Below are 22,852 nucleotides of genomic sequence, written 5' to 3' on the forward strand. Positions count from 1 at the left end.
TTCGACAGCGGCCACCGGTGCCACCTCCGACGGATGTCGGGGGCGTGGACGACGGTGTGCGAACGACATCTGTCACGGTGCGCCGACTGCGGGACGCCCCACGGGCGGGCCGCATGGGAGCGGGCACGGTGCGAACGGTGCCGCGACCCGTCGGAGCTCCGGGGGGTCTGGGGTGACGACGGCTGCCAGATGGTCCTAGATGACGGCGGGGTCACCTGCGGCGCCCGCGCCGGTGTAGAGGCGATGGGCACGGTGTTCTGCCGGCGCCACGATCCCGCCAAATGGCTTCCCGACGACCAGCTCTGCGTCCGCGTCCACCGCAGCGTCCACGGGGAGCACCGCTGCAGGATCAAACGGCTCGCCAGCCGCCACACGACGGTCTGCAAGTTCCACCGGTCCCCGTGCATGACCTGCGGCGAGCCAAGCAACCGAGACCGGGACGAGCAACCGCGCTGCGAGAAGTGCCGCGACATCTCGGAGCTGCGCGGGGTCTGGGGCGACGATGGCTGCCAGCTCGTCATCGGCGACGGCGGGGTCACCTGCGGCCGGACGGCGGTCACCTACACCGGAGGTGTCGGGTTCTGCCTGACGCACGACCCGTCCAGGTGGCCCGACAACGACGACCGGTGCCTGCACGAGCACGTCCACGGCGACCTGAAGTTCCGTTGCACGGTCGCGCGGCTCCAGAGCCGGTACGCGGAGGTCTGCACCGACCACCAGGCGCCGTGCACGTCCTGCGGCGTGGAGCACAACAAGCTGGCAGGCCGGCTCTGCAAGCGGTGCGGAGGCAAGGCGTCCCCGTCCTACGAGCGTCACAACGTCGATGCGAGCGGGCTCGCGCGGGAGCAGTGCGCCGCCCCGTTAGACGAGGACCCCGACGGCACCGTCTTGTGGTGCCCGCACAGCACCGACGCCGGGAAGGAGTACTGCCGCGCACACGCTCGAGAGGCCGGTCCGCAGTGCATCCACGTCTTCCCGATCTCGGGCTTAAGGTGCCGTGCCCACCCACCGGCCCGTCACTGGGGCGTTTGGGACTACTGCGGCAGCCATTACGAGCGCCGGTGCCCAGGACCCGGCGAAGAGGATGACTGCATCTACCAGCCGGCAGGCGGCGCTGAACTGCGGGTCGCCGGGCAGACACACTGCATGCGCTGCGAGAAGGAAGCTGCCCGACGATCAGATCTGGGCTGCCTGTTCGAGGTCGACGGCGGTGTGCTCTGCGGCAGCAAGAAGGACTCCGGTATCGCCGAGGAACGACGTTGCCCACGCCACGCCACGGCCGACGCGGACCCCCTCCCTGATGATCTGCGGTGCCGGAGGGTGTACGACTCCGGCTCCCGGTGCCACCGCCGCCTGCGCAACAACGGAGAAGTGTGCGTCGCCCACCTGCACACCTGTCCCGCCGACGCATGCGAGGCGAAGGTCCCGACGCTCGATCCGACGACGTGCTGCCGTGCCCATCGTCCGCGGTGCGGTGTGGAGTCCGAACGCGGACTTGGGCCGTGCCAGGAGGCCCAGACCCTCGACGGCGGACCGTGCCGGTGGCACGCCGAGGTCGCCGAACCCTGCCTCGCCTGGGTGCCCGACTCCGACAGCCGCTGCACGAGACCGGCGACACCCGACGGCTACTGCGGCAACCACCATCCCGCAGACCCGGAGGTGCGCTGCCTTGCCGACACCCCGACAGGGCAGTGCCCCAACCAGCGGATCGCCCGGCAGCCGCACTGCTCCGGTCACATCCGCACCAACGGATGGACCTCGGTGCTGCAGGACGGCACGCGCGGACCCGACGGGCGGATGAGGGCCACCGCATGCAACGGATGCGGCCGGACGACGGCGAGCCATACGCGCCACTGCACCGACTGTGCCCCATCAAGGACCATCTGCCGTGCCATCGCGCTGAACGGCCCGAACGCAGGGAAGCGGTGCCGCCGACGCGTCACCGACACCGACTACTGCCATCTGCACCGACCGGTGCCCTCTAACGATGCCAGGTGTACGGCCACTCTGGCCGACGGCCACGAGGTGCTTCGATGTACAGCAGTGCATGTGGACGGCACGGCATGCGAGATGCATGGAGGGGTGCGCACGATGAGGATGTGCGCCGCACACGTTCAGGACCCTAATGCCGGCTGGGGCGTCGCACGGCCCTGTAGGACCGCAGCCGTGACCGGTAGCGACCATTGCAGCCTTCACCGGTCCCTGGAGGACCTAGCTGAAGAGGACCGCTGCAGAGTGGTGTTCTCCAACGTGGACAGCCGATGCGCGCAGAAGCACCAGGCGAGCCGCGGCAACGGCGGTTCGACCGTGTGCCCCACCCATCGTGTCCCGTGCGACCACCCCGAAGGATGTACACGCAGGACCGGCGACCTCTCGCGGCGCCGCTGCGCCGACCACGCACCTCGGTGCGCAGCGACGATCCACACCGGTGATCCGTGTCCGCGTGCCGCCGCGATGGACGAGGACCTTTGCATGGTCCACCTGTCAACCGAGGAGAACGTTCACCCCGATGACCGTTGCACCTTTGTGCATGACAACGGCGATCGCTGCCGCGCTGACACCCGGATCGGCCTAGCAGCACGAGCCTCACACCGCTTGGTTTACCGCGACCTCTGCCTATCCCACGTGCTGGTCTGCGGCGTCACGTCGTGCACGACCCGCACCGGGTTCAGCGACGGGCGCTGCTTGCAGCACCGACCGCCCTGCTCCCACGATGGCTGCCTCAAGGCGGCCGTCGCCGCCGGTGACCTGTGTGAACGCCATGACCGGAGCTCCGCGTCGGGACGGTGCCGGCAGCGCAGGACCAACGGTAAGGACTGCGGCCATCCGGCATCCGGCGACGACACGGCTGGGCTGCTCATGTGCAGCTGGCACCGGGATGGGATGCCATCCGATGCCGACCGTTGCACGCACATCTGGGAGGACGGGATCCGCTGTCCCGGGAGCCGCACAACCATCGCCGGGCACTTGGGGTTGTACTGCGCCCACGGGCCGCTGCACCCCGACAAGCCGTGCTGCTCGGTCAAGGTGGCGATCTGGAAGGACGGACGGTACCGGCGCTCGGTCTGCTCGTACCCGGCGACGGTCGAAACCGAAGCCGACGGGCGGATCTGCACCCGCCACCTGGCCACGCTGCCCGCTGATGAGGACCGCTGCGACCACACCGATCAGCAGGGTCACCGTTGCCCCCGCAGCCGCCTGACAGTTGATACCGGTTTCACGATTGACACGTGTTTCGTGCACCGGGGGGCTGCGGGGGTGTGCGGGCTGCCGGCCACCAACGGCGCCTGCGGATCGCCCGCGACGGTGACCACGCCCGACGACGGCCGCGTCTGCACCCGCCACGCCCAGACCATCCCCGCCGACGAGGACCGCTGCGACATCGCTGATGACCAGGGGCGCCGGTGCGCGTTGCTGAGGCTTGCGCTGGAGGGCGGCACGCTCCTCTCCTCCTGCTTCGTGCACCGGGGGGCTGCGGGGGTGTGCGGGCTGCCGGCCACCAACGGCGCCTGCGGATCGCCCGCGACGGTGACCACGCCCGACGACGGCCGCGTCTGCACCCGCCACGCCCAGACCATCCCCGCCGACGAGGACCGCTGCGATCACACCGACCCGTCGGGTCGGCGATGTCCGCTCAGCCGCCTGGTGGTGGCTACCGGTGAGGCGTTGTCCATCTGCGCCGCCCACCGCGGTGCCGCCGGCCCGTGCGGACTACCGATCGGCGCCGGGGTGTGCGAGTGGCCCGCAACGGTCGAAACCGAAGCCGACGGGCGGATCTGCACCCGCCACCTGGTCACCCTTCCGGCACACGAAGACCGCTGCGACCACACCAATGCGCAGGGCCGCCGTTGCGGTGAGGCTGCGATGTACTTCCTCAACGGCAACCGCAAACTGCCGTGCACGAACCATCTCGAGCGGAAGCCCTGCGGTGGCAGGAACGAGGACGGTGGTAGGTGCAGACGGCTGGGGCGGATCACCAACTGGGGAACCGTGCTGGATCGGTGCTGGCAACACGACCTCGACGAGGAGGACCAGTGCGTGCACGTCGACGACGACGGTCGCTGCTGGCGTCCCCGGGCGCACCGGATCGAGTACTGCACCCGCCATAAGAGGTTGGCCCCGAGCTGCGCCCGGACCCGCCACGGCCGGCGCTGCATGCGTCTCGCACTCGACGGCCGGGCGACCTGCGACCGACACCGACTATGGAGCCCTGGCATGCCCGACGACAGCAAAGAAGACCTGGCGCTGTTCTTCTTCGGACCGCTCTGCAAACCCGAACGCATCGAGCGGCTCGCCAACCGCCTGCTGGCCATGAAGGACGACTCCGTCGACATCCTCCGCGATTACGGCCTTGACGCCTTCCGGGACGCGATGTTCGACGTCCGGATCGATCCCGGGGCCGCAGATCGCAATGCTGTCGCGCCCACATCGCACACTGCCGCCATGACCGATACTGCACGCAGTAATGCAGTCGGCTCGGCGGAATCGCCGACCCGGCTCATCAGCAACCACGCCTGGGCGCACGCCCCGCGCGATCTTCGCGAGCTGATCGTCGACCTGACAGTCAACGATCCCTATGACCTCACCGGAGCGCAGTCCCGTTTCGCCGGCGCCGTAGAACGGTTCGGCAAGCAGGGGCGCCCGCTCAACCGATCGATGATCGACATGATCCGCAACCTCGGAGCGGGATTGGCCCACGACACCAAGTCGTCCTACGCCAGCCACCTGCGGTCGATCTACCGGTGGATGAACACTGCACTCCCCAACGGGGCCGATGTCACCGAGCCCTTCGACCCAGAGGACTTGCACGAGTACTTCGGCTGGTTGACCGGCCGCGGCCGCCTCGACAACGGCGAACCGCTCCAGCACGGCACGGTCCAAGCGATCCGCTCTGCGGTCAGCGCGCTGTGCCGTGCTCGCAGATGGCCGGATCCCTTCGAGGTCGACGAGATGCTCGCCATGCAGATCAGTGGTTACGGGCGTCTGTACGGTCGGGTCCAGCTCCGCGCCCACGCGGTTCGGGTCAATGAACTGGCACGCCTCATGCGAGCTGCGATCGACCGGCCCGCAGACCCCTACATCGTCGCGCGCGACAAGGCGATCATCGCTACATGCATCGGTCCCAACGCAATGGGCCACAAGTTCGCCGCGCAAATCGTCTGGGAGCACCACGTCGACCTGCCTGGACCCGAGGAGGATAGACCCGCCTGCATTATCATCCCCAAGGATCCGTCGAAGCCCCGGTCCAAGGACCGGATCCACAAGGTCCTCAACCTCTCCGTCGCGGTGCGGCCAAGTGACTTCACCCGCGACCACGAGTCCGTCGTCCTGTGCGGTGTCCAGGCGTTGCGCAACCTCGCGGCGGCCGCCATCAGGAGCGGACGTTGCGAGGAGCGTCGGGGAGAGAACAACAAGATCGAGGTCGTGCCGGTCGGACCCGTGTTCGACAAGGCGACGGTCGGCTCCGGCATGAGCAACACCGCCATTCGCAAGGTCGCCCAGGACGCATGGAACACGGCGTCAGCGGGCGGGAGCATCTTCGATGACTACGACGCGCAGGCGGACTGGGACACCCGCTATGCGATGGCCAGAGCCGTCGGGGAGCCTGACTACTACGAGTTGCGGGACGCCACTCTGATCCTGCTCGCCTGGTGGGCGTCGCTTCGATCGAAGGAAGCCGCTGCGCTGAAGTGGGGCGACATCACCACTGAACGTAAGGGCAGAGGCCTGCTGATCCAGGTGCGCAAGTCCAAGACCGACCCCACGGGAACGGGGATGTTCGTCGCCGTCCCGTTCCACCGGGTCACTGATGAGAACGGTGAGCTGCGCAGTTCGGTGATCGACATCGGCCGGATGCTGCGCCGCTATCAGCACGCCTGGGTCCGCAAGTTCGGGAGAGTCCCAAACGCGGAGGATCCGGTCTTCTTCGGGCAGCGCGGCCAACAACTCCAAGCCGACGGAGCCCGCGATGCCTTCGAAAGGCTCGCGAAGGCGGCTGGCTTGGAGGCCGAGCTCGGCGAGCGCCTCACCTTTCATGGACTGCGGGCTGGATTCGCCACAACCGCTCTCATCGGTGGGATGCCCGCTGAGGAGGTCGCCCGCCTACAGCGACGAGCGACCACTGAGTCCCTCGCCGGCTACTTCCGCCTCGCCGATCCGTTCAGCGGAACGCTCGCAGCGGTGTTTGACTTCGACGAGATCGATGTCGAATTGGAAGAACTCCTTGAGGTAGCCGATCTCGGGAACTAGCGCTTGAACCGCAATCAGGATGACTTGTCGCGGCGTGACGGTGCGCTAGCTGCAAGGCTGGTTCCAGTAGGGGTCGCGTTCATGGCCGACACGTCGCGACTGACCGTGGATCTCTCTCTCGAGTACTCGACTTGGTTACGAGTCGCAGCGGCCAATGGCCGTGTGAGTCAAGCCGCTATCGTTCGCGCTGCCTTGGGAGAGGCCATGGAAAGCCCACAGGTCTTAGCGCGATGGATCGACACAGCACGACAGTCCGGATCCGTAGAAGGTCGACGGGGGTGAGTCTCGAGCGACGCGGGCAGACGCTGGGAGTTTCTCCGGAGCCCCGAGGGGCTGTATCGATCTGGGTCGCAGTTGGGTCGGAAGTGGGTCAGAAAGCCCGACCGAACGCGGCCGGCATGGCCCTCGTTGTACCTAGGTAGACCAGCCCTGCTCCGGGTGTTTCTGCAGGTCATGTGGCTTTCTCGCAGGTCGGGAGGCTCGTCGCAGGCAATCGGCCCCATTATCCGGCTTACAGGCCGGCTCCCTCCCGGCCACCCCGTGCTAGGCGTCCTCCTCCATCCACTGGACCAGCTGGATCGTGACGCCGTTGGGGTCGAACACCGAGAAGAACCGTTCGCCCCATGGTTCGGTCTGGATCTCCACGGCGACCTCTGCGCCCTCTGCCACGATGCGCTCGTACTCCGCGTCGATGTCATCGACCACGAACACGATCAGCAGTCCATCCGCATGGCCAGCAGCGCGCGCGGGCTCGAAGGTGGACAGGCCCTGGCGCAGGAAGACGACGTTGAACCCGGCGTCGTCACGGGCAAGCGACACGAACCCGTCCTGTGCCATGACCTCCCGGAAGCCGAAGTGCCTGGCCAGGAAGTCCGCGGATGCTCGTTCGTCGGTGACGTTGAGCGAAACGGCCGATTCGGTGATGCGCATGTTCCCCCCGTACCTTCCGAGAGTGGGTGTTCCATGGAACTGTAGGGTCACCGCAGGCGGGTTGCCGAGCCGAGGTCCCGGCGGTGAGTCCGTGCCGACGCCCTCGCCGCACCCTCGACCCCGGCGCGGGGATGGCCGCCCACGTCCTCGACGCGATCGCCGAAACCGCAGGCCGCTAACCGACGGAGCGGGTCTCGGCGCCGATCCACTCGGCGAGGTGTTCGCCGGTCAACGTGCTGGCGTCGGCCACCAGCTCGGCAGGGGTGCCCTCGAAGACGATGCGCCCGCCGTCGTGGCCGGCACCGGGGCCGAGGTCGATGATCCAGTCGGCGTGGGCCATGACCGCCTGGTTGTGCTCGATGACGATCACCGACTTGCCGTCGTCCACCAGCCGGTCGAGCAGGCCGAGCAGCTGCTGGACGTCGGCCAGGTGCAATCCCGTGGTGGGTTCGTCGAGGACGTAGATGCCGCCCTCCTCACCCATCTGGTTGGCGAGCTTCAGGCGCTGCCGTTCGCCACCGGACAGGGTCGGCAGCGGCTGGCCCAGCGCCACGTACCCGAGCCCCACCTCGTCAAGCCGGGTCAGGATCCTGCTCGCTGCGGGGATGCGTGCCTCGCCGTCGGTGAACAACGGCAGGGCCTCGGCGACGGACATCGCCAGGACCTCGGCGATGGTCCGACCGGCCAGCCGGTGTTCGAGGACCGACGCGTCGAAACGGTTGCCCTCGCACTCCTCGCAGGTGCTGGTCACCGTGGCCATGAAACCCAGCTCGGTCTCTATCACACCGGTCCCGTTGCAGGCCGGGCATGCGCCGTCGGAGTTGAAGCTGAACAGGGCCGGCTTGACGCCGTTGGCCTTCGCGAAGGCCTTGCGGATCGGGTCGAGCAGCCCGGTGTAAGTCGCCGGGTTGCTGCGTCGTGACCCGCGGATCTCGTCCTGGTCGATGGTGACCACGTCGTCCCGGCGGCCCACGGCACCGTGGATCAGCGAGCTCTTCCCGGACCCCGCGACGCCGGTGACGACCACCAGGACCCCCAGCGGGATGTCGACGTCGACGTCCTGCAGGTTGTGCAGGTCCGCCCCCCGCACCTCCAGCACGCCGGTCCGCGGGCGGACCTCGGGCTTCAGCTCGGTGCGGTCGTCCAGGTGGCGGCCGGTGACGGTGTCGCTGGCCCGCAACCCCTCGACCGTGCCCTCGAAGCAGACCGTGCCCCCGTGCACACCCGCGCCGGGGCCGAGGTCGACCACGTGGTCGGCGATGCCGATGACCTCCGGTTCGTGCTCGACCACCAGCACGGTGTTGCCCTTGTCGCGCAGCCGCAGGAGCAGCTCGTTCATGCGGGCCACGTCGTGGGGATGCAGGCCGATGGTCGGCTCGTCGAAGACGTAGGTGACGTCGGTCAACGACGACCCGAGGTGGCGGATCATCTTCGTCCGCTGCGCCTCGCCACCCGACAACGTGCCCGACGGGCGGTTGAGGGACAGGTAGCCCAGGCCGATCTGCACGAAGGAGTCGAAGGTGTGCTGCAGCGCGGCCAGCAGCGGTGCCACCGACGGCTCGTCCAGGCCGGCGATCCACGCCGCCAGGTCGCTGATCTGCATCGCGCTCGCGTCGGCGATGCTCGTGCCGTCGATGATGGAGGACCGGGCGGCCTCGCTGAGCCTCGTGCCGTCGCAGGCCGGGCAGTCCGCGAACGTGGCCGCACGGTCCACGAACCGCCGGATGTGCGGCTGCAACGAGTCGCGGTCCTTGGCGAACATCGACTTCTGCAGGCGGACCAGCAACCCCTCGTAGGATCGGTTGACGCCGTCGACCTTGACCTTGGTCCCCTCGTGGTGGAGGAAGGTGTGCAGCTCCTCCTCGGAGTAGTCGCCGATGGGCTTGTCGGGGTCCAGCAGCCCCGAGTCGGTGAACAGCTTCACCATCCAGCCGTCCGGGGTGTAGTTGGGGACGGTGATCGCACCCTCGTTGAGCGACAGCGACGCGTCGAACACCTCGGTGAGGTCGACGTCGGGGACCGTGCCGAGGCCCTCGCAGGCGGGGCACATGCCACCGGTCCGCGTGAACGTGACCCGCTCGGCCTTCCGGTCGCCGCGGTCCACGGTGATGGCGCCGCTGGCCGATACCGAGGCCACGTTGAACGAGAACGCACCCGGCGACCCGATGTGGGGCTGGCCGATGCGGCTCCACAGGATGCGCAGCATCGCGTCGGCGTCGGTGGCGGTTCCGACGGTGGACCGCGAGTCGGCCCCCATCCGCTTCTGGTCGACGAGGATCGCGGTGGTCAGGCCGTCGAGCACGTCGACCTCGGGTCGGGCCATCGTCGGCATGAAGTTCTGCACGAACGAGCTGTAGGTCTCGTTGATCAGCCGCTGGGACTCCGCGGCGATGGTGCCGAAGACCAGCGAGCTCTTGCCCGATCCGGACACACCCGTGAAGACCGTGAGCCGCCGCTTGGGCAGCTCGATGCTGACGTCCTTGAGGTTGTGCACCCGTGCCCCGTGCACGCGGATCATGTCGTGGCTGTCGGCCACGTGCTGTCGGTCCGTTCCGGTGTCGGCGGTCGATGTCATTCGTGCGGCTCCTCCCCGGCGGCGGGCACGGTCGACCGCCGTTCCGGGTGGTCGGCGGCAGCACCCGCCGGAGAGCCTACGCCGATGGCCCCAGCGGTCGCTGGGGCCATCGGGTGTTGCTCGTCGGTCCTAGCCGCCGAACCCGAACGGGTCGTCGGGGTCACAGCTCGTCCCGGCCGACGCGGCCTGGATCTGCTGTGTCGCCTCGTCGGTCACGAGGGACGTGGAGCCGATCGCGAACACCTGCTTGTCGATGCCACAGATCGCCGGGACGATGGGGTCCCGGAACCCCCCGGCACCGTCGACGGCGACGAACAGCCCACCGAAGTTGCCGACCAGCGACGAGGCGGCCAGCACGTGGGTGAACGCGTCGGGCTGCTCGAGGTTGACCGCAACCAGTACGTCGGGTTCGGTGATGGCCTCGCCCTCGAACTCGAAGATCTCGTCGTTGGACGTGAACAGCTCGCGGGTGTAGAAGGCGATATCGGCCGCGGTCTCGAACCGGGAGGCACCGAACAGCGGCTGGACGAACCCGTCCTCGCCGATGATTCCCTGGATCTGGTCACGGACGTTCTGGGAGATGACGGCATCGCCACCCAGGACCATGACCTGCGTCGGCAGGTTCTCCTGCAGGTACTGGGCTGCTGGGCCACCGAGCTCGGCGGTCGGCGTCAGCAGGACGGGGATGCCGAACCAGCCGGAGATGGAGCCGACTGTCACGGCGTCGGGCCAGTTGCCCTCGTAGGCGACGATCACGGAGTCGAACGGCGGGGCCTGTTGCCCGTTGACGACCTCGTTGACCTTGTTGGCGACGACAAGCGCGGTCTGCTGTCGGCCTGCGCCGGCAAGGCGCTCGACGACGAAGCCGGCACCCTCCAACGCAGTCACGACCTCGGGGCCGATGACGGCGGTCCCACCCAGCACGTAGATGGTCGAGCCCTGATCGAGCGCCCGCTGGAACTCCCGCAACGTCGCATCCGACAGCGTGCCGTCGGGGTTGACGTACAGGAGCGGCCCGAAGTACGAGGCCAGCGCAGACCCGCCGAGCGCGTCCGGGAAGTTCGCCGAGGCCGCGAGGACACCGAAGACACCGGGGGTCTGGAAGACGTACTGGGATATGGCGATGGCGTTGTCGACCGCACCGTTGGGGTCGGTCTGGCCCTGGATGCGAACGACCATGTCGGCCGCGCCGGTGGGCTGCTCGCCCACGGGGCCCGGGTCGGGGTCGCCCGGCTGGATGCCGCCGCCGACGATGCCCTGGATCCACTCCGCGTAGGTGGAGACCTCCGCGTAGACGCCGGGCAGCGGGGCGCCGCAGCCGATGCCGAAGGAGACCACGCCGATCTGGACCGGTTGGTCACCTGGGACGAAGAGCGGGCCGCCTGAGTCGCCCTGGCAGGAGTCCCGGCCGGGGTTGGCCTCGTCCTGGGTGGGCGCTCCGGCGCACAGCATGTTGGGGGCGTTGAGGTTGCCGTAGCCGTTCGCGCAGTCGGCGTCCGACACGATGGGCACGTCGACCTGCAGCAAGGTGTTGGAGGCATCACCACCCGAGGACGTGGTGCCGTAACCAATCACCCTGACCTCGGTACCGGGTGCCGGGTTCTGCTCGGGTGCCGTCGCGATCCGTACTGGCGTGACGTCGGTCGTCTCATTGGTGCGGACCAGCGCGACGTCGTTGTCGGTGGTCGCCGCGTCGTAGTTGGGGTGGATGATGATCTCCGCCGCGGTGAGCGTCTGCCCGCTGCCGTCGGTCCAGTCGTTGGCGTTGACCACGAAGGTGGCGCTGCCGGGCGCCACGGACGGCTGGCCACGATCGTCGGCCACGCAGTGGGAGGCCGTCAGGATCCAGTTGGGCGCGATGACGGAGCCACCACAGCCCTGGCCGCCGTCGAAGAGGAACGCGGCCATCCACGGATAGGCGCCCTGGGGGGCCGCGGTCCCGTTGACGATGTGGTAGTCCTCGGCCGTGGCCGAGGGGGCGAGTGGCAGCACCAGCGCCATCGCGAGGAAGGCAAGCAGCAGACGTCTCATGGTCATGTCCTGTCGACGAGGGGGCAGCCACCGACCGGTGATCGCCCGAAGGCACGAAGGCAACCACGATTGCGGGTTGGGCGTGCGGCAGCCGGGAAAAAGCCGGGAGTTCCGCAACGTTGACGTTGCGGAGGGTGACTGCCGGACCTCGCCCCACCGGTTCGCTACCGTCTGCGCGGTGATGCCACGATGACCAGCAGCCGCCGCCGAGTCCCGCCGGGTCCGCTCACCGATGCCCTCGTCGCCCTCCGGGCCGAGCTGGATGTCCCCACGGCCTTTCCGGCCGAGGTGGAACGTGCCGCCGAGTCCGCGGCTGCACGGGGTCCGCGCCACGCCCGGATCGATGCCACGGACCTGGCGCTGGTCACCGTCGACCCGCCGGGATCGCGCGACCTCGACCAGGCGGTGCACATCGCCGCAGACGGTCGTGGGTTCGTGGTCAGCTACGCCATCGCCGACGTGGCCGCGTTCGTCGATCCGGGCGACCCGGTCGACGAGGAGGCCTGGGCTCGGGGGGTGTCGCGGTACAGCCCCGACCTGGTCACCCCGCTGCACCCCCGCGCGCTGTCGGAGGGGGCGGCGAGCCTGCTGCCGGGCGTCGATCGACCTGCGGTGCTGTGGACGATCCGCCTGCACGCCGACGGGGACGTCGCCGACGTCGCCGTCCGCCGGGCGACCGTCCGCAGCCGCGCCCAGCTGACCTACGGCGAGGCGCAGCACGCCATCGACGCCGGCACCGACCCCATGCTGGTCCGCCTGTCACGGGTCGGCCGGCTGCGGGCCGAACGCGAGTGGGTCCGTGGCGGTGTGTCGCTGGCCCTGCCCGACCAGGAGGTCCATCTCGCCGACGACGGCACCTTCGACCTGCGGTACCGGGCACCACGGCCGGTGGAGGAGTGGAACGCCCAGATCTCCCTCCTCACCGGGATCGTTGCCGGCACGATGATGGCCGAGTCGGGCGTCGGCGTGCTGCGCACGCTGCCCGCCCCCGACCCCGACGCCGTCCAGGGGCTGAGGCAGCGCGCATGGGCGCTGGGGCTGCCATGGCCACGCGAGATCCCCTACGCCGCGTTCGTGCGCACCCTCGACCCGCACGAGCCGGTCGAGGCGGCCATGGTGTCCCTGGCCGCCGTCGGCCTCCGCGGCGCCGGCTACGTGGCCTTCGACGGTCAGGTCCCCGTCGCGCACCGCCACGAGGCGCTGGCCAGCGCCTACGCCCACGTGACCGCTCCGCTGCGCCGGCTGGTCGACCGCTACGGCAGCGAGATCGCCCTCGCCGTGCATGCCGGAGCACGTCCCCCGAGCTGGGTGCTCGACCGGCTGGAGGAGCTGCCCAAGGAGATGTCCCGCGCCCGCGGGCGGGCAGGCGCGCTGGACCGTGCGGTGCTGGACCTCGTCGAGGCCCACGTGCTGGCGCCACAGGTCGGCCGGCCGTTCGCGGCCACCGTGGTGCGGACCTCCGACCGCGGGACCGACGTGCAGCTGCGCCAGCCTGCGGTCACCGCCCGGCTGGCCGGTGTCGAGCTTCCGCTGGGCGCGGAGGTGCAGGTCCGGCTTGACGCCGTGGACCCCACGGCGCGGACGGTCACCTTCGTCCCGGCCGCCTGACCGGAACACCCTCTCGGGCTGTCGGGGTCAGGCCAGGCCGACCATCTCCGCGGTGCCGATGATGTGGCCCTCGGCGGCCTTCCGGAGCTCCATCCGGGTGATGCCCGGTGGGACGTCCAGGACCACGTCGAGGGCGAACAGCCGGAAGAACATCCGGTGGGGACCGCGTTCGTCCATCGGCAACGGGCCGGTGTACCCGGAGTTGTCGAACTCGTTGAGTCCCTGGCACAGCTCGAAGGTCTCGGACTGCACGAGCGCCTGGTCACCCAGGTCCTCGGGCAGCTCGCTGGTCTCCTCGGGGAGGATGCCGTAGACCACCCAGTGGGTGACGACACCTTCGTCGGCGTCGCGGTTCTCGGCAATCAGGACCAGCTCGGCGGTGCCGTCGGGCACGCCTGACCAGCGGATGGGTGGGGAGACGTCGGTGCCGTCCTGGGTGAACCGTTCGGGCAGTTCGTCGTCGTGGTCGAATGCGGGGCTGGTCAGCTCGAACGCCGACATCGGTTGCCTACTCCTCGTGTGTGGTGGGTGTCGTGACGTGTGTGGTGGGTGTCGTGACGTGCCTGGGGGGTGACGGGACGGAGAACGGGTCGTGCTGACGCGCCGACACCGGGGCGGCGGCCAGGCCGGCACGCTCCAGCGCCGCGCTGGCCGACAGGACGGTCGCGTCGGCACCACGACGTCCGATGAGCTGCAGGCCGATGGGACGACCATCCAGGGTCTGGCCGACCGGGACGCTGGCGGCGGGCAGGCCGCAGAGGTTCGCCGGGAAGGTGTAGGCGATCATCGCCTCGAGCATGTCGAGGTCGACCACGCCGGCGTCCAGCTCGGCGTCGCTCGGTCGCGCCGGGGCGGCCGTTGCCGTGGTCGGCACCACGATGACGTCGACGGTGTCGAACGCCGCCTCGCAGGACTCGGCCAGGACCCGGCGGACCTGCTGGGCCCGCACGTAGTCGGCGCCGGTGACGTGGGCGGACATGCCGAGCGCGGCCCGCACGTCGGTGCTGAACCGCTCGGGGGTGTCCTGCCAGACGTCCCACACCCCGGCGACGACCTCGGCGAGCGCGGTGGCGTACCCGGCGGACATGGCCACGTCGACGTACGGGATGTCGATCTCCGCCGCGGACAGCTCGGCGACGACCGCGCGGCAGGCGGCGTCGACCTCGGCGTCGGGCTGGCCCCACCAGCGCCAGTCGACGCCGAACCGCAGCGGTGCGTCGCTGGTGGACAACGGCACGTCGGCCATGACCGACAACATCGTGACCAGGTCCTCGGTGCAGCGTGCCAGCGGGCCGATGTGCTCCACCGACCACCAGCCCACCGACATCTCGCCGTCGGTCGGGACGAGGTTCCACGACGGCTTGATGCCGAAGACCCCGCACAGGGCGGCGGGGATGCGGATGCTGCCACCGCCGTCGCTGCCGACCCCGAGGGGGGTCAGGGCCGCACCGACCGCGGCACCCGTCCCGCTGGAGGACCCGCCGGTCAGGTGGGCGGGGGAATGGGGGTTCACCGGTGTGGGCTGGGCGCCGCTGATGCCGGTGGGGGACAACCCGAGCTCGGTGCAGTGGAGCTTGCCGACGATGATGGCCCCTGCCTCACGGAGCCGACGGACGAGCAGGGCGTCCACGTCACCGTGGGCGGTCAGGTCCCGCGTGCCGGCGTGGCTGCGGTAGCCGTCGACGGCGACGAAGTCCTTCACCCCGACGGGGATGCCCTCCAGCGGCCCGGCAGGAGTGCCTGCGGCGAGCCGTTGCGTCGACGCGTGCGCCTGGGCGCGAACGTCGGTGGCATCGACGCTGCGGAAGGCCTGCCACGGGCGTTCGGTCGGCCGTGCGGCGAGGAACGCCTCGGCCACCGCGGTCGGCGTGGTGCGGCCCTCGGCGTAGGCATCCCTGAGCTCGGCAACCGTGGTCACGAGATGTCCTCGTCGGGTCGCCTCGTCACGTCGTCGGGCACGAGCAGCGGACGTACCGGTCCGAGGCGGGCCTCACGGAGCGCGTCGAGCGGGACCATGCTGCGACCGGCCAGGCGGACGCCGGCGCCGAGGAACGGGATGCGTTCGGCGCGGGCGCTCATCCTCAGGGTGGCCCCCGTCAGACGACGCGGGGTCAGTCCTGCCATGGTGTCCTCGAGGCCCCAACACTCCGGGCGTCGGCCGTTGACCTTCTGCCGTTGCGCACGTGGAGCAGCCTACCCCGGTCGGCGTCAGTAGAGATCGTTGGCCTTCAGGTGGGACAGGAACGCCTTCGGTGACCCGGGCAGGTCCAGGTAGCTCATCTCGCTCTCCCAGACCCGGACCAGCTGCTGCCAGCTGATGTCGCGCAGCTGGACGTCCTTGGCCTTCGGCTGGTGCGGCAGCTCCTGGGCCAGCGATCCGCGCAGCTCGTTGAGGCGCCCCGACAGCTCGGTGGCGGCCTGGCTGCCGGCGCGGTAGACCACGGCCACGGCCAGCTGCTTGCCGAGGCGGCGGGCGTGCTCGATGCCGCCGTCGATCAGCTCCAGCAGGCGGTCGCGCCCCGCGGTGCCCCGGTCGGTCCGGTCCAGGACGGTGTGCACGAGGCACAGCACGTCGGGGGACTCGATCCGCACCGGCACCTCGATCGGCTCGCGCAGGCGGGCGATGTCCTCGTCGGTGGCGCCGGCCTCGCGGGCACGGGCGTCGGCAGCCTGCAGGTAGCCGCGGGACGGCTCCATGCGGGGGTCCGTGGCACGTCCCGTCCACAGCTGCATCCGCACCGGCGGGGCCAGGTCGGTGCCCCCGAACATCTGCAGCCGATAGGCCAGCCAGTCCTGGTCCTGATGGGTCTCCAGGGACTGGAAGATGTTCCAGTTCAGCAGGTCGACGCTGAGCGGGTCACGGAGCGCAGCCTCGTAGCGGGCATCGCCCAGCTCGGCGCGGGCCTTGTCGGGCCAGAACACGGGCATCGGCTTGGTCTTGGTGTTAGCCATGGCGGGACGAAGGGTACGCCGGATCGTCCGCCGCACACAGACGCGGCACCGCTACGGCGTCAGGGGGACCGGGGGAGGGGAGGGCAGATCCACGTCGGGGTCGTCGGCGTCGGCCCGTTCGACTTCCTCGCGGGTGATGCCGAGGAGGAACAGCACCGCATCCAGGAACGGCACGTTCAGCGCCACCTCGGCCTGCTCGCGCACGACCGGCTTGGCGTTGAACGCGATCCCGAGGCCCGCGACGCCGAGCATGTCCAGGTCGTTGGCGCCGTCACCGACCGCCACGGTCTGCGACAGCGGGATGCCCGCATCGACGGCGATGCGCTGCAGGTGCTCGGCCTTGGCGGCCCGGTCCACGATCGGCCCGACGAGCCGTCCGGTGAGCTTGCCGTCGACGACCTCCAGGGTGTTGGCGTGGCTGTGGTCCACGCCGAGCTCCACGGCGAGGTCGTCGGTCACCTGGGTGAACCCGCCGGAGACCATCGCGGTGACGTAGCCCAGGCGGGACAGGGTCCGCAGGACGGTGCGGGCACCGGGCATCAGCCGGAGGTGCTCGCGAACGTGGGCCAGCGCCGACTCGTCGATGCCCTCCAGCAGGGCGACGCGCTGCCGCAGCGACTGCTCGAAGTCCAGCTCGCCCGCCATCGCACGGGCGGTGATCTCCGCCACCTTGTCTGCGCAGCCGGCGTGGACCGCCAGCAGCTCGATGACCTCGCCGTCCACCAGCGTGGAGTCGACGTCGAAGACGATCAGTCGCTTCGCGCGACGGTGCAGCCCCGCCCGCTGCACGGCCACGTCCACCTGTTCCTCCGCCGCGGCACGGCCGACGGCCGCCTTCAGCGACGCCCCGTCGGTGACGCCGGAGACCAGCAGCTCGAAGCTGAGGATGGGATACCGCGACAGCCGCTCGATGCGGTCGATGTTGCCGCCGAGGTCGGCGATCGCGCTGGTGACGCTCGCGATGGCGGAGGGCCGCAGCGGCATGCCGAGCATCGTGACGTGGTGGCGGTCCACCGGGTCGCGGCGGTCCATGCGCTTGGCCTCGACCACGTCGATCTCGCACTGCATCCCGGCCCGACCGGTCACGGCGAACACCGCGTCCTGCAGGCCGCCGGTGTCACCCGTGACGTGCACGACGATGCCCAGGACCAGCCGTCCGCGAAGGACCACCTGCTCCATGTCGGCGATCCGGGCACCGTGCTCGGCGAGGACCGTCGACAGCCGCGACGTGACGCCGGGGCGGTCGCGTCCGGTGACGATGATCAGCAGTGCGGTGTCGCGGTCCATGCCACCAGCCTGCACCGCGGAGTCGGTCCGACGCACACCGGGCACGGCCCGTCGGACACCTCTTGGGCCGTCCCCGGGTCAGCTGCCCTCGCCGGCGCCGGCCTCCTCGGGGGCCAGCACCTCCGTCAGCTCCCACTCGACGCACACCTCGCCGGACTCCGACGCGCCGGTGATGTCGGCGCAGGCCTCGCTGTCGCCGGCCAGCTGCGTGACCTCCACCACACCGACCGATCCGTCGGCGGCATGCACGCGGCAGACGAACACGTCGCCGGCCCGGGGTTCGATGCCTTCGGGACAGGTGACGTCCTCGAAGTCCACGGGGAACCGCGCGTCGACGTCGGCCAGGATCTGCGCCTCCAGCGAGCCGGTGTCGAGCCCCCCGAACTGCAGGTCCAGGTCGCCACAGCCGGCGCCGAGGAGGGCGAGGAGGAGGAGGGGGAGGACGGCGCGGCGCACGGGCGGATCGTAGCCGCCCGTGCAGGAGGACCATGGGGTCCGCAGCCGACGACGGCACACTGTCTGGTGTGAACCTCGTGGATGTCGTGCTCGGCACGATGCTGCTCGTGGCTGCGGTCAGGGGCTGGCGTCGTGGTGCCCTGAGCCAGGTGTTCGCGTTCGGGGGCGCGGCGATCGGCCTGGTCCTCGGGGCGGTCTTCGCGCCGGACATCGCCACGGAGTTCATCGACACACCGGGTGTCCGCCTGTCCCTGATCACCTTCGGCATCCTGGTCGTGGCGCTCCTCGTGGGCCAGCTGCTGGGCTACCTCGTCGGCGCGCGCCTTCGGGTCGCCGCCGAGCGGAGCGGCGCCGGTGCGGCCGACTCGGTCTTCGGGGTGCTCGTCGGCCTGGTCTCGCTGGTGCTGTCGTTGTGGCTGGCCGGGTCGATCCTGGCCCAGGGCCCCACCGCCAGCCTTGCCCGGCAGGTACGGGGCAGCACGGTGCTGGGGCTGATCGACGAGACCCTCGGCCCGCCGCCCGACGTCTTCGGCCGTGTCTCCGGCTACCTGGACCAGCAGGGCTTCCCACAGGTCTTCGCCGGCCTCCAGGGCGCCACCGCACCCCCGGTCGCCCCACCGTCGGGGGAGTTCGTCGAGCTGGCGGCCGCTGCCGGCACCCCGTCGACGGTGCAGGTGGAGTCCCTGGGCTGCGACGGCGTGTCGGCAGGCTCCGGCTTCGTCACGCAGCCCGGCTTCGTCGTCACCAACGCCCATGTGATCGCGGGCGGGGAGGTCATCCGCGTCCGGGATCCCGGCGGGACCCACGATGCGGTGCCGGTCCACGTGGACCCCGAGCTGGACCTGGCCGTGCTGTCGGTGCCGAACACGACCGCCACACCGCTGCCCTGGGCATCCACCCCGGTGGACCGCGGCGTTGCGGGCGCGACGCTGGGCTTCCCCGGTGGCCAGCGCGAGCTGAACATCCGGCCGGCTGCGGTCCGTGGCCGTCAGGAGGCACTGGGGCGCGACATCTACGGCCGCAGCGTCACCAGCCGCGAGATCCTCACCCTCGAGGCAGCGGTCGCGCCCGGTGACTCCGGTGGGCCGTTCGTCACCGCCGCCGGCGAGGTCGGCGGGGTCGTGTTCGCCGCGTCGACGGCCGGCGAGGGCGTCGGCTACGCCCTGACCGCCGAACGGGTCCAGCCCGACATCGCCCAGGCCATCACCCGCAACACCCCGATGCCGACGGGGGCCTGCCGCTTCTGACCGTCGCTACCGGCCGGTCGCGAGCCCGGCCAGCATCGCGTCGAGCGCCTGCGCCCATACCGCGTCGGCGTCAAGCCCGTCGGGCACCCCGGACAGCTCCAGGGACACCAGTCCGTGCACCAGCCCCCAGAGGGTGAACGTGATCTCCATGTCGTTGCCGACCACGGCCCCCGCGTCGACGGCACGGGCGACGGCGGACCGCAGGCGCTCCAGGCGTGCGAGGGCGAAGGCGTCGTCGGTGTCGGAAGGGGTGAACTCCGGGACCGGGCAGTCGAACATGACGGCGTAGAGGTGGGGGCGGTCCAGGGCGGACCGCCGGTAGGCCATGCCGAGGGCCCGCAGCTCCTCCACGGGGTCCTCGGGACGGCCGACGTCCTCGAAGGCCCGGCCGAGGCCCTCGAAACCCGCCACGAACATCTCCCGGACGACTCCCTCCTTGGAGCCGAACAGCGAGTAGATCGCACGGGTGCTGGTCCCGACCTCGTCGGCGAGCCGGCGGATCGACAGCGCGGCCGGTCCGTCGGTCGCGAGCAGCCGGCCGGCCGCGACCAGCAGCCGGTCGCGGGTGTCGTCGTCGTGCTCGCGTGGTCGTCCCATGACGGTTGACACCGTATCAGGACAGCGTTACGTTACGCCGTACCGAAACACTGTTGCGAAAGGTGTGTCCCATGTCTGCTGTCGTGTCCGGCCGTTTCTCCGCCGAGGTGTCGGACGACATCGTCGTCCTGCTGATCGGGGCACGCATCAACCGACCCTGGCGGCTGCGCAGCCTGTGGCTGGTCGCCAGCGCCATGCCGCGCATGCTGCGCCGGCTCGCCGCGGAACCGGAGCTCGGCCTGCTGCACGTCGAGTCGTTCCGCCGGGGGCGCACGACGATGGCGGTGCAGTACTGGGCCAGCCACGAGCAGCTGACCCGGTTCGCGACCGACCCCGACCTGCCGCACGCGCCGGCCTGGAAGGCCTACATGGCCCGGCTGGCCTCGACACCCGATGTCGGCGTGTTCCACGAGACCTACGTGGTGCCCGCCGGCAACGCCGAGTCGATCTACGCGCACATGCCGGTGTTCGGGCTGGCCGCCGCCACGCGGCACGCGCCCGCCGACGCCGTCGGCCACAACGCCCGCGCACGCCTCGACGGCGCCCGCGAGCGGGCATCCGAGCGGGCCGCCTGACCTAGGGGCGGGCGCAGGGACGATCGCGGAGCAGCTCGGCGACCTGGAAGGCCATCTCCAGCGACTGGGCGTTGTTCAGCCGGGGGTCGCAAGCCGTCAGGTAGCGCTGGGACAGGTCGAGGTCGGCGATCTGCTGGTCGCCGCCGAGGCACTCGGTGACGTCCTCGCCGGTCAGCTCCATGTGCACGCCACCGGGGATCGTCCCCTCCGACTGGTGGGCGCCGAAGAACCCGGCGATCTCGGCCAGCACGTCGTCGAAGTGTCGCGTCTTGTAGCCGGACTCCGCGGTGAAGGTGTTGCCGTGGCAGGGGTCGCAGACCCACACGACGTTCCTGCCGGCGTCGCGGGTCGCCGCCAGCAGGGGCGGCAGCGCGTCGGCCACCCTGTCCTTGCCCATGCGGCTGATGAGCGTCAGGCGGCCGGGGATGTTGTCGGGGTTGAGGACGTCGACGAGCTCCAGCAGCTCCTCGGGGGTCATCGTGGGCCCCACCTTGCAGCCGATCGGGTTGGACACACCCGAGAGGAAGTGCACGTGGGCGTGGTCGAGCTGTCGCGTCCGCTCGCCGATCCACAGCATGTGGGCCGAGCAGTCGAACCAGTCGCCGCTGAGGGAGTCCTGCCGGGTGAGCGCCTGCTCGTAGCCCAGCAGCAGCGCCTCGTGGGAGGTGTAGAAGTCGACGCTGTTGAAGGTCGCCTCGCGCTCGATGTCGATGCCGACGGCGGACAGGAAGTCCAGCGCCCGGCTGATGTCGGAGGCCATGCGCTCGTACCGCTTGCCCTGCGGGGACCCTGCGACGAACTCCTGGTTCCAGGCGTGGACGCGGGACAGGTCGGCGAAGCCACCGCTGGTGAAGGCACGCAGCAGGTTCAGCGTCGATGCGGACGTGTGGTACATCCGCTCGAGGCGCGACGGGTCGGGCTGGCGGTTCTCCACCGTCGGGGCAAGGCCGTTGACGGCGTCACCCTTGTAGGAGGCCATCTCCACCCCACCGACGGTCTCGGTGGGCTTGGAGCGGGGCTTGGCGTACTGCCCGGCGATGCGGCCGACCTTGACCACCGGCATCGACGCGCCGTAGGTCAGGACGATCGCCATCTGCAGGAGGACCTTGAGCTTGTCGCGGGTGGCGTCGGCGCCGGCGGCATCGAAGGTCTCGGCGCAGTCGCCACCCTGCAGCAGGAAGGCCTCGCCACGGCAGACACGGGCGAGGTCGGCGGTCAGGTCCCGAGCCTCACCGGCGAACACCAGCGGAGGCTGGGTCGACAGCGTCTCGAGGACCTGCTTGAGGTGGTCGGGGTCCGGGTACTCCGGCATCTGCTCGGCAGGCAGATCCATCCACGAGGACGGGGTCCAGGTCCGCTGGGGGGTGCTCATGTCGGCCACTCTCCCATCCGGTCGCACATCTGGCAAAGCCCCTGCGTTGGATACGGGCGAAACGTCAGGGGCCTGTAGCCTCTCGACACCCCCACAACCGCTATCAGGAGCCTGTCGAAGATGGACCTCAGCAACGCCGTCGCCCTCGTCACCGGAGGGGCCTCCGGCCTCGGCCGTGCCACCGCCGAGGGGCTGGTGGCCGCGGGTGCCAAGGTCGTGCTGGTCGACCTGCCGTCCTCGCCCGGCGCCGAGACCGCCTCGGAGATCGGCGACGCTGCCCGGTTCGTCCCCGCGGACGTGACCGACCCGGCGGCGGTGCAGGAGGCGGTCGACACCGCGTCGGAGCTCGGCGCCCTGCGTGTCGCCGTCAACTGCGCCGGCGTGGGCACACCCGGCCGGGTGCTGTCCAAGCGCGGCCCCATGGACCTCGAGCAGTTCCAGAAGGTCGTCACGATCAACCTGGTCGGCACGTTCAACGTGCTTCGCCTGTCGGCGGCCGCGATGGCGGCATCGGAGCCCGTGGACGGTGAGCGGGGCGTCATCGTCAACACCGCCTCGATCGCGGCGTTCGACGGCCAGATCGGCCAGGCGGCCTACTCGGCGTCCAAGGGCGGCGTGGTCGGCATGACCCTGCCGATCGCCCGTGACCTGGCCCAGCACCTGATCCGGGTGATGACGATCGCCCCGGGCACCTTCTCCACCCCCATGCTCCACGGCCTGCCGCCCGAGGCGGTCAAGTCCCTCGGCGACGCCGTCCCCATGCCCTCCCGCCTGGGCGAGCCCTCGGAGTACGCCGCCCTCGTCCGCCACATCTGCGAGAACCAGATGCTCAACGGCGAGGTCATCCGCCTGGACGGCGCCCTGCGCATGGCGCCGCGCTAGGCGACGAAGGACACCACGGCTCACAGGAGCCGTGGTGCGCGGCGCCCGAAGGACACGGCACCGCGCTAGGCGACGAAGGACACCACGGCTC

At 70.3% G+C, this 22,852-nt stretch carries 16 protein-coding genes; 5 read left to right on the forward strand and 11 right to left on the reverse strand.

Annotation, left to right across the window (positions count from 1 at the left end; genetic code table 11):
- The first annotated feature begins 243 nt into the window (after window positions 1-243).
- Entirely contained in the window at window positions 244-6,249 is a 6,006-nt protein-coding gene (locus CUC05_RS05300) for a tyrosine-type recombinase/integrase (RefSeq protein ID WP_157965229.1), read from the forward strand.
- A 543-nt stretch (window positions 6,250-6,792) separates the two neighbouring features.
- On the opposite strand, the gene CUC05_RS05305 is transcribed toward CUC05_RS05300, so the two are convergent.
- The 3 genes from CUC05_RS05305 to CUC05_RS05315 form a co-directional block, all read right to left on the reverse strand.
- The gene (locus CUC05_RS05305) at window positions 6,793-7,179 is read right to left on the reverse strand and encodes a VOC family protein (RefSeq protein WP_108665048.1); all 387 of its coding nucleotides are present in this window, start codon (window positions 7,177-7,179) and stop codon (window positions 6,793-6,795) included.
- Between the two features lie 175 nt (window positions 7,180-7,354).
- Window positions 7,355-9,754, reverse strand: coding sequence for an ATP-binding cassette domain-containing protein (locus CUC05_RS05310; RefSeq protein WP_108665049.1), 2,400 nt, complete (start codon window positions 9,752-9,754; stop codon window positions 7,355-7,357).
- A gap of 129 nt (window positions 9,755-9,883) precedes the next feature.
- The gene (locus CUC05_RS05315; RefSeq protein WP_170127923.1) at window positions 9,884-11,785 is read right to left on the reverse strand and encodes a trypsin-like serine protease; all 1,902 of its coding nucleotides are present in this window, start codon (window positions 11,783-11,785) and stop codon (window positions 9,884-9,886) included.
- Window positions 11,786-11,974: 189 nt separating this feature from the next.
- On the opposite strand from CUC05_RS05315, the gene CUC05_RS05320 reads away from it, so the two are divergent.
- The gene (locus CUC05_RS05320) at window positions 11,975-13,393 is read left to right on the forward strand and encodes an RNB domain-containing ribonuclease (protein ID WP_108665051.1); all 1,419 of its coding nucleotides are present in this window, start codon (window positions 11,975-11,977) and stop codon (window positions 13,391-13,393) included.
- 27 nt (window positions 13,394-13,420) lie between these two features.
- Here the strand turns inward: CUC05_RS05320 and CUC05_RS05325 are convergent, their stop codons facing one another.
- The 6 genes from CUC05_RS05325 to CUC05_RS05345 form a co-directional block, all read right to left on the reverse strand.
- Complete coding sequence (locus CUC05_RS05325; protein ID WP_157965230.1) at window positions 13,421-13,894, reverse strand: YbhB/YbcL family Raf kinase inhibitor-like protein; 474 nt, start codon at window positions 13,892-13,894, stop codon at window positions 13,421-13,423.
- Window positions 13,895-13,901: 7 nt separating this feature from the next.
- A complete protein-coding gene (locus tag CUC05_RS05330) occupies window positions 13,902-15,311 on the reverse strand; it encodes an amidase (RefSeq protein ID WP_108665053.1) in 1,410 nt (469 codons plus the stop codon).
- Complete coding sequence (locus CUC05_RS24485) at window positions 15,308-15,472, reverse strand: hypothetical protein (protein WP_157965231.1); 165 nt, start codon at window positions 15,470-15,472, stop codon at window positions 15,308-15,310. The genes CUC05_RS05330 and CUC05_RS24485 overlap by 4 nt, the downstream gene beginning before the upstream one ends.
- Window positions 15,473-15,601: 129 nt before the next feature.
- Window positions 15,602-16,345 (reverse strand): hypothetical protein, encoded by a 744-nt coding sequence (locus CUC05_RS05335; RefSeq protein ID WP_108665054.1) that lies wholly within the window; start codon window positions 16,343-16,345, stop codon window positions 15,602-15,604.
- A 51-nt stretch (window positions 16,346-16,396) separates the two neighbouring features.
- On the reverse strand, window positions 16,397-17,632 hold the full coding sequence (serB, locus tag CUC05_RS05340; protein ID WP_108665055.1) for a phosphoserine phosphatase SerB: 1,236 nt from the start codon (window positions 17,630-17,632) through the stop codon (window positions 16,397-16,399).
- 78 nt (window positions 17,633-17,710) lie between these two features.
- Window positions 17,711-18,088: a DUF4333 domain-containing protein gene (locus tag CUC05_RS05345; protein ID WP_157965232.1), complete on the reverse strand. Its 378-nt coding sequence runs from the start codon at window positions 18,086-18,088 to the stop codon at window positions 17,711-17,713.
- A 68-nt stretch (window positions 18,089-18,156) separates the two neighbouring features.
- Here CUC05_RS05345 and CUC05_RS05350 point away from each other — a divergent pair, with 68 nt between their 5' ends.
- Window positions 18,157-19,335 (forward strand): MarP family serine protease, encoded by a 1,179-nt coding sequence (locus CUC05_RS05350; RefSeq protein WP_157965233.1) that lies wholly within the window; start codon window positions 18,157-18,159, stop codon window positions 19,333-19,335.
- Window positions 19,336-19,341: 6 nt separating this feature from the next.
- Here CUC05_RS05350 and CUC05_RS05355 read toward each other — a convergent pair whose 3' ends face one another.
- Window positions 19,342-19,932 carry a TetR/AcrR family transcriptional regulator gene (locus tag CUC05_RS05355; RefSeq protein WP_108665057.1) on the reverse strand — a complete coding sequence of 197 codons (591 nt, stop codon included), beginning with the start codon at window positions 19,930-19,932 and terminating at the stop codon, window positions 19,342-19,344.
- Between the two features lie 71 nt (window positions 19,933-20,003).
- Between CUC05_RS05355 and CUC05_RS05360 the strand changes: the two genes are divergently transcribed.
- Window positions 20,004-20,507, forward strand: coding sequence for a DUF4188 domain-containing protein (locus CUC05_RS05360; protein ID WP_108665058.1), 504 nt, complete (start codon window positions 20,004-20,006; stop codon window positions 20,505-20,507).
- A 1-nt stretch (window position 20,508) separates the two neighbouring features.
- Here CUC05_RS05360 and CUC05_RS05365 read toward each other — a convergent pair whose 3' ends face one another.
- The gene (locus CUC05_RS05365) at window positions 20,509-21,879 is read right to left on the reverse strand and encodes a class II 3-deoxy-7-phosphoheptulonate synthase (RefSeq protein WP_108665394.1); all 1,371 of its coding nucleotides are present in this window, start codon (window positions 21,877-21,879) and stop codon (window positions 20,509-20,511) included.
- A gap of 120 nt (window positions 21,880-21,999) precedes the next feature.
- Here CUC05_RS05365 and CUC05_RS05370 point away from each other — a divergent pair, with 120 nt between their 5' ends.
- Window positions 22,000-22,761: a 3-hydroxyacyl-CoA dehydrogenase gene (locus tag CUC05_RS05370; RefSeq protein WP_108665059.1), complete on the forward strand. Its 762-nt coding sequence runs from the start codon at window positions 22,000-22,002 to the stop codon at window positions 22,759-22,761.
- The last annotated feature ends 91 nt before the right edge of the window (window positions 22,762-22,852 follow it).

It is taken from the genome of Euzebya rosea (assembly GCF_003073135.1).
In the GTDB taxonomy this organism is placed as follows: domain Bacteria; phylum Actinomycetota; class Nitriliruptoria; order Euzebyales; family Euzebyaceae; genus Euzebya; species Euzebya rosea.

Bases quoted from the DNA above. Each gene is read 5' to 3' on its own strand.
- CUC05_RS05300 (WP_157965229.1), top strand. From the start codon at position 244: ATGGGCACGGTGTTCTGCCGGCGCCACGATCCCGCCAAATGGCTTCCC.
- CUC05_RS05305 (WP_108665048.1), bottom strand. From the start codon at position 7,179: ATGCGCATCACCGAATCGGCCGTTTCGCTCAACGTCACCGACGAACGA.
- CUC05_RS05310 (WP_108665049.1), bottom strand. From the start codon at position 9,754: ATGACATCGACCGCCGACACCGGAACGGACCGACAGCACGTGGCCGAC.
- CUC05_RS05315 (WP_170127923.1), bottom strand. From the start codon at position 11,785: ATGAGACGTCTGCTGCTTGCCTTCCTCGCGATGGCGCTGGTGCTGCCA.
- CUC05_RS05320 (WP_108665051.1), top strand. From the start codon at position 11,975: ATGACCAGCAGCCGCCGCCGAGTCCCGCCGGGTCCGCTCACCGATGCC.
- CUC05_RS05325 (WP_157965230.1), bottom strand. From the start codon at position 13,894: ATGTCGGCGTTCGAGCTGACCAGCCCCGCATTCGACCACGACGACGAA.
- CUC05_RS24485 (WP_157965231.1), bottom strand. From the start codon at position 15,472: ATGAGCGCCCGCGCCGAACGCATCCCGTTCCTCGGCGCCGGCGTCCGC.
- CUC05_RS05335 (WP_108665054.1), bottom strand. From the start codon at position 16,345: ATGGCTAACACCAAGACCAAGCCGATGCCCGTGTTCTGGCCCGACAAG.
- serB (WP_108665055.1), bottom strand. From the start codon at position 17,632: ATGGACCGCGACACCGCACTGCTGATCATCGTCACCGGACGCGACCGC.
- CUC05_RS05355 (WP_108665057.1), bottom strand. From the start codon at position 19,932: ATGGGACGACCACGCGAGCACGACGACGACACCCGCGACCGGCTGCTG.
- CUC05_RS05360 (WP_108665058.1), top strand. From the start codon at position 20,004: ATGTCTGCTGTCGTGTCCGGCCGTTTCTCCGCCGAGGTGTCGGACGAC.
- CUC05_RS05365 (WP_108665394.1), bottom strand. From the start codon at position 21,879: ATGAGCACCCCCCAGCGGACCTGGACCCCGTCCTCGTGGATGGATCTG.
- CUC05_RS05370 (WP_108665059.1), top strand. From the start codon at position 22,000: ATGGACCTCAGCAACGCCGTCGCCCTCGTCACCGGAGGGGCCTCCGGC.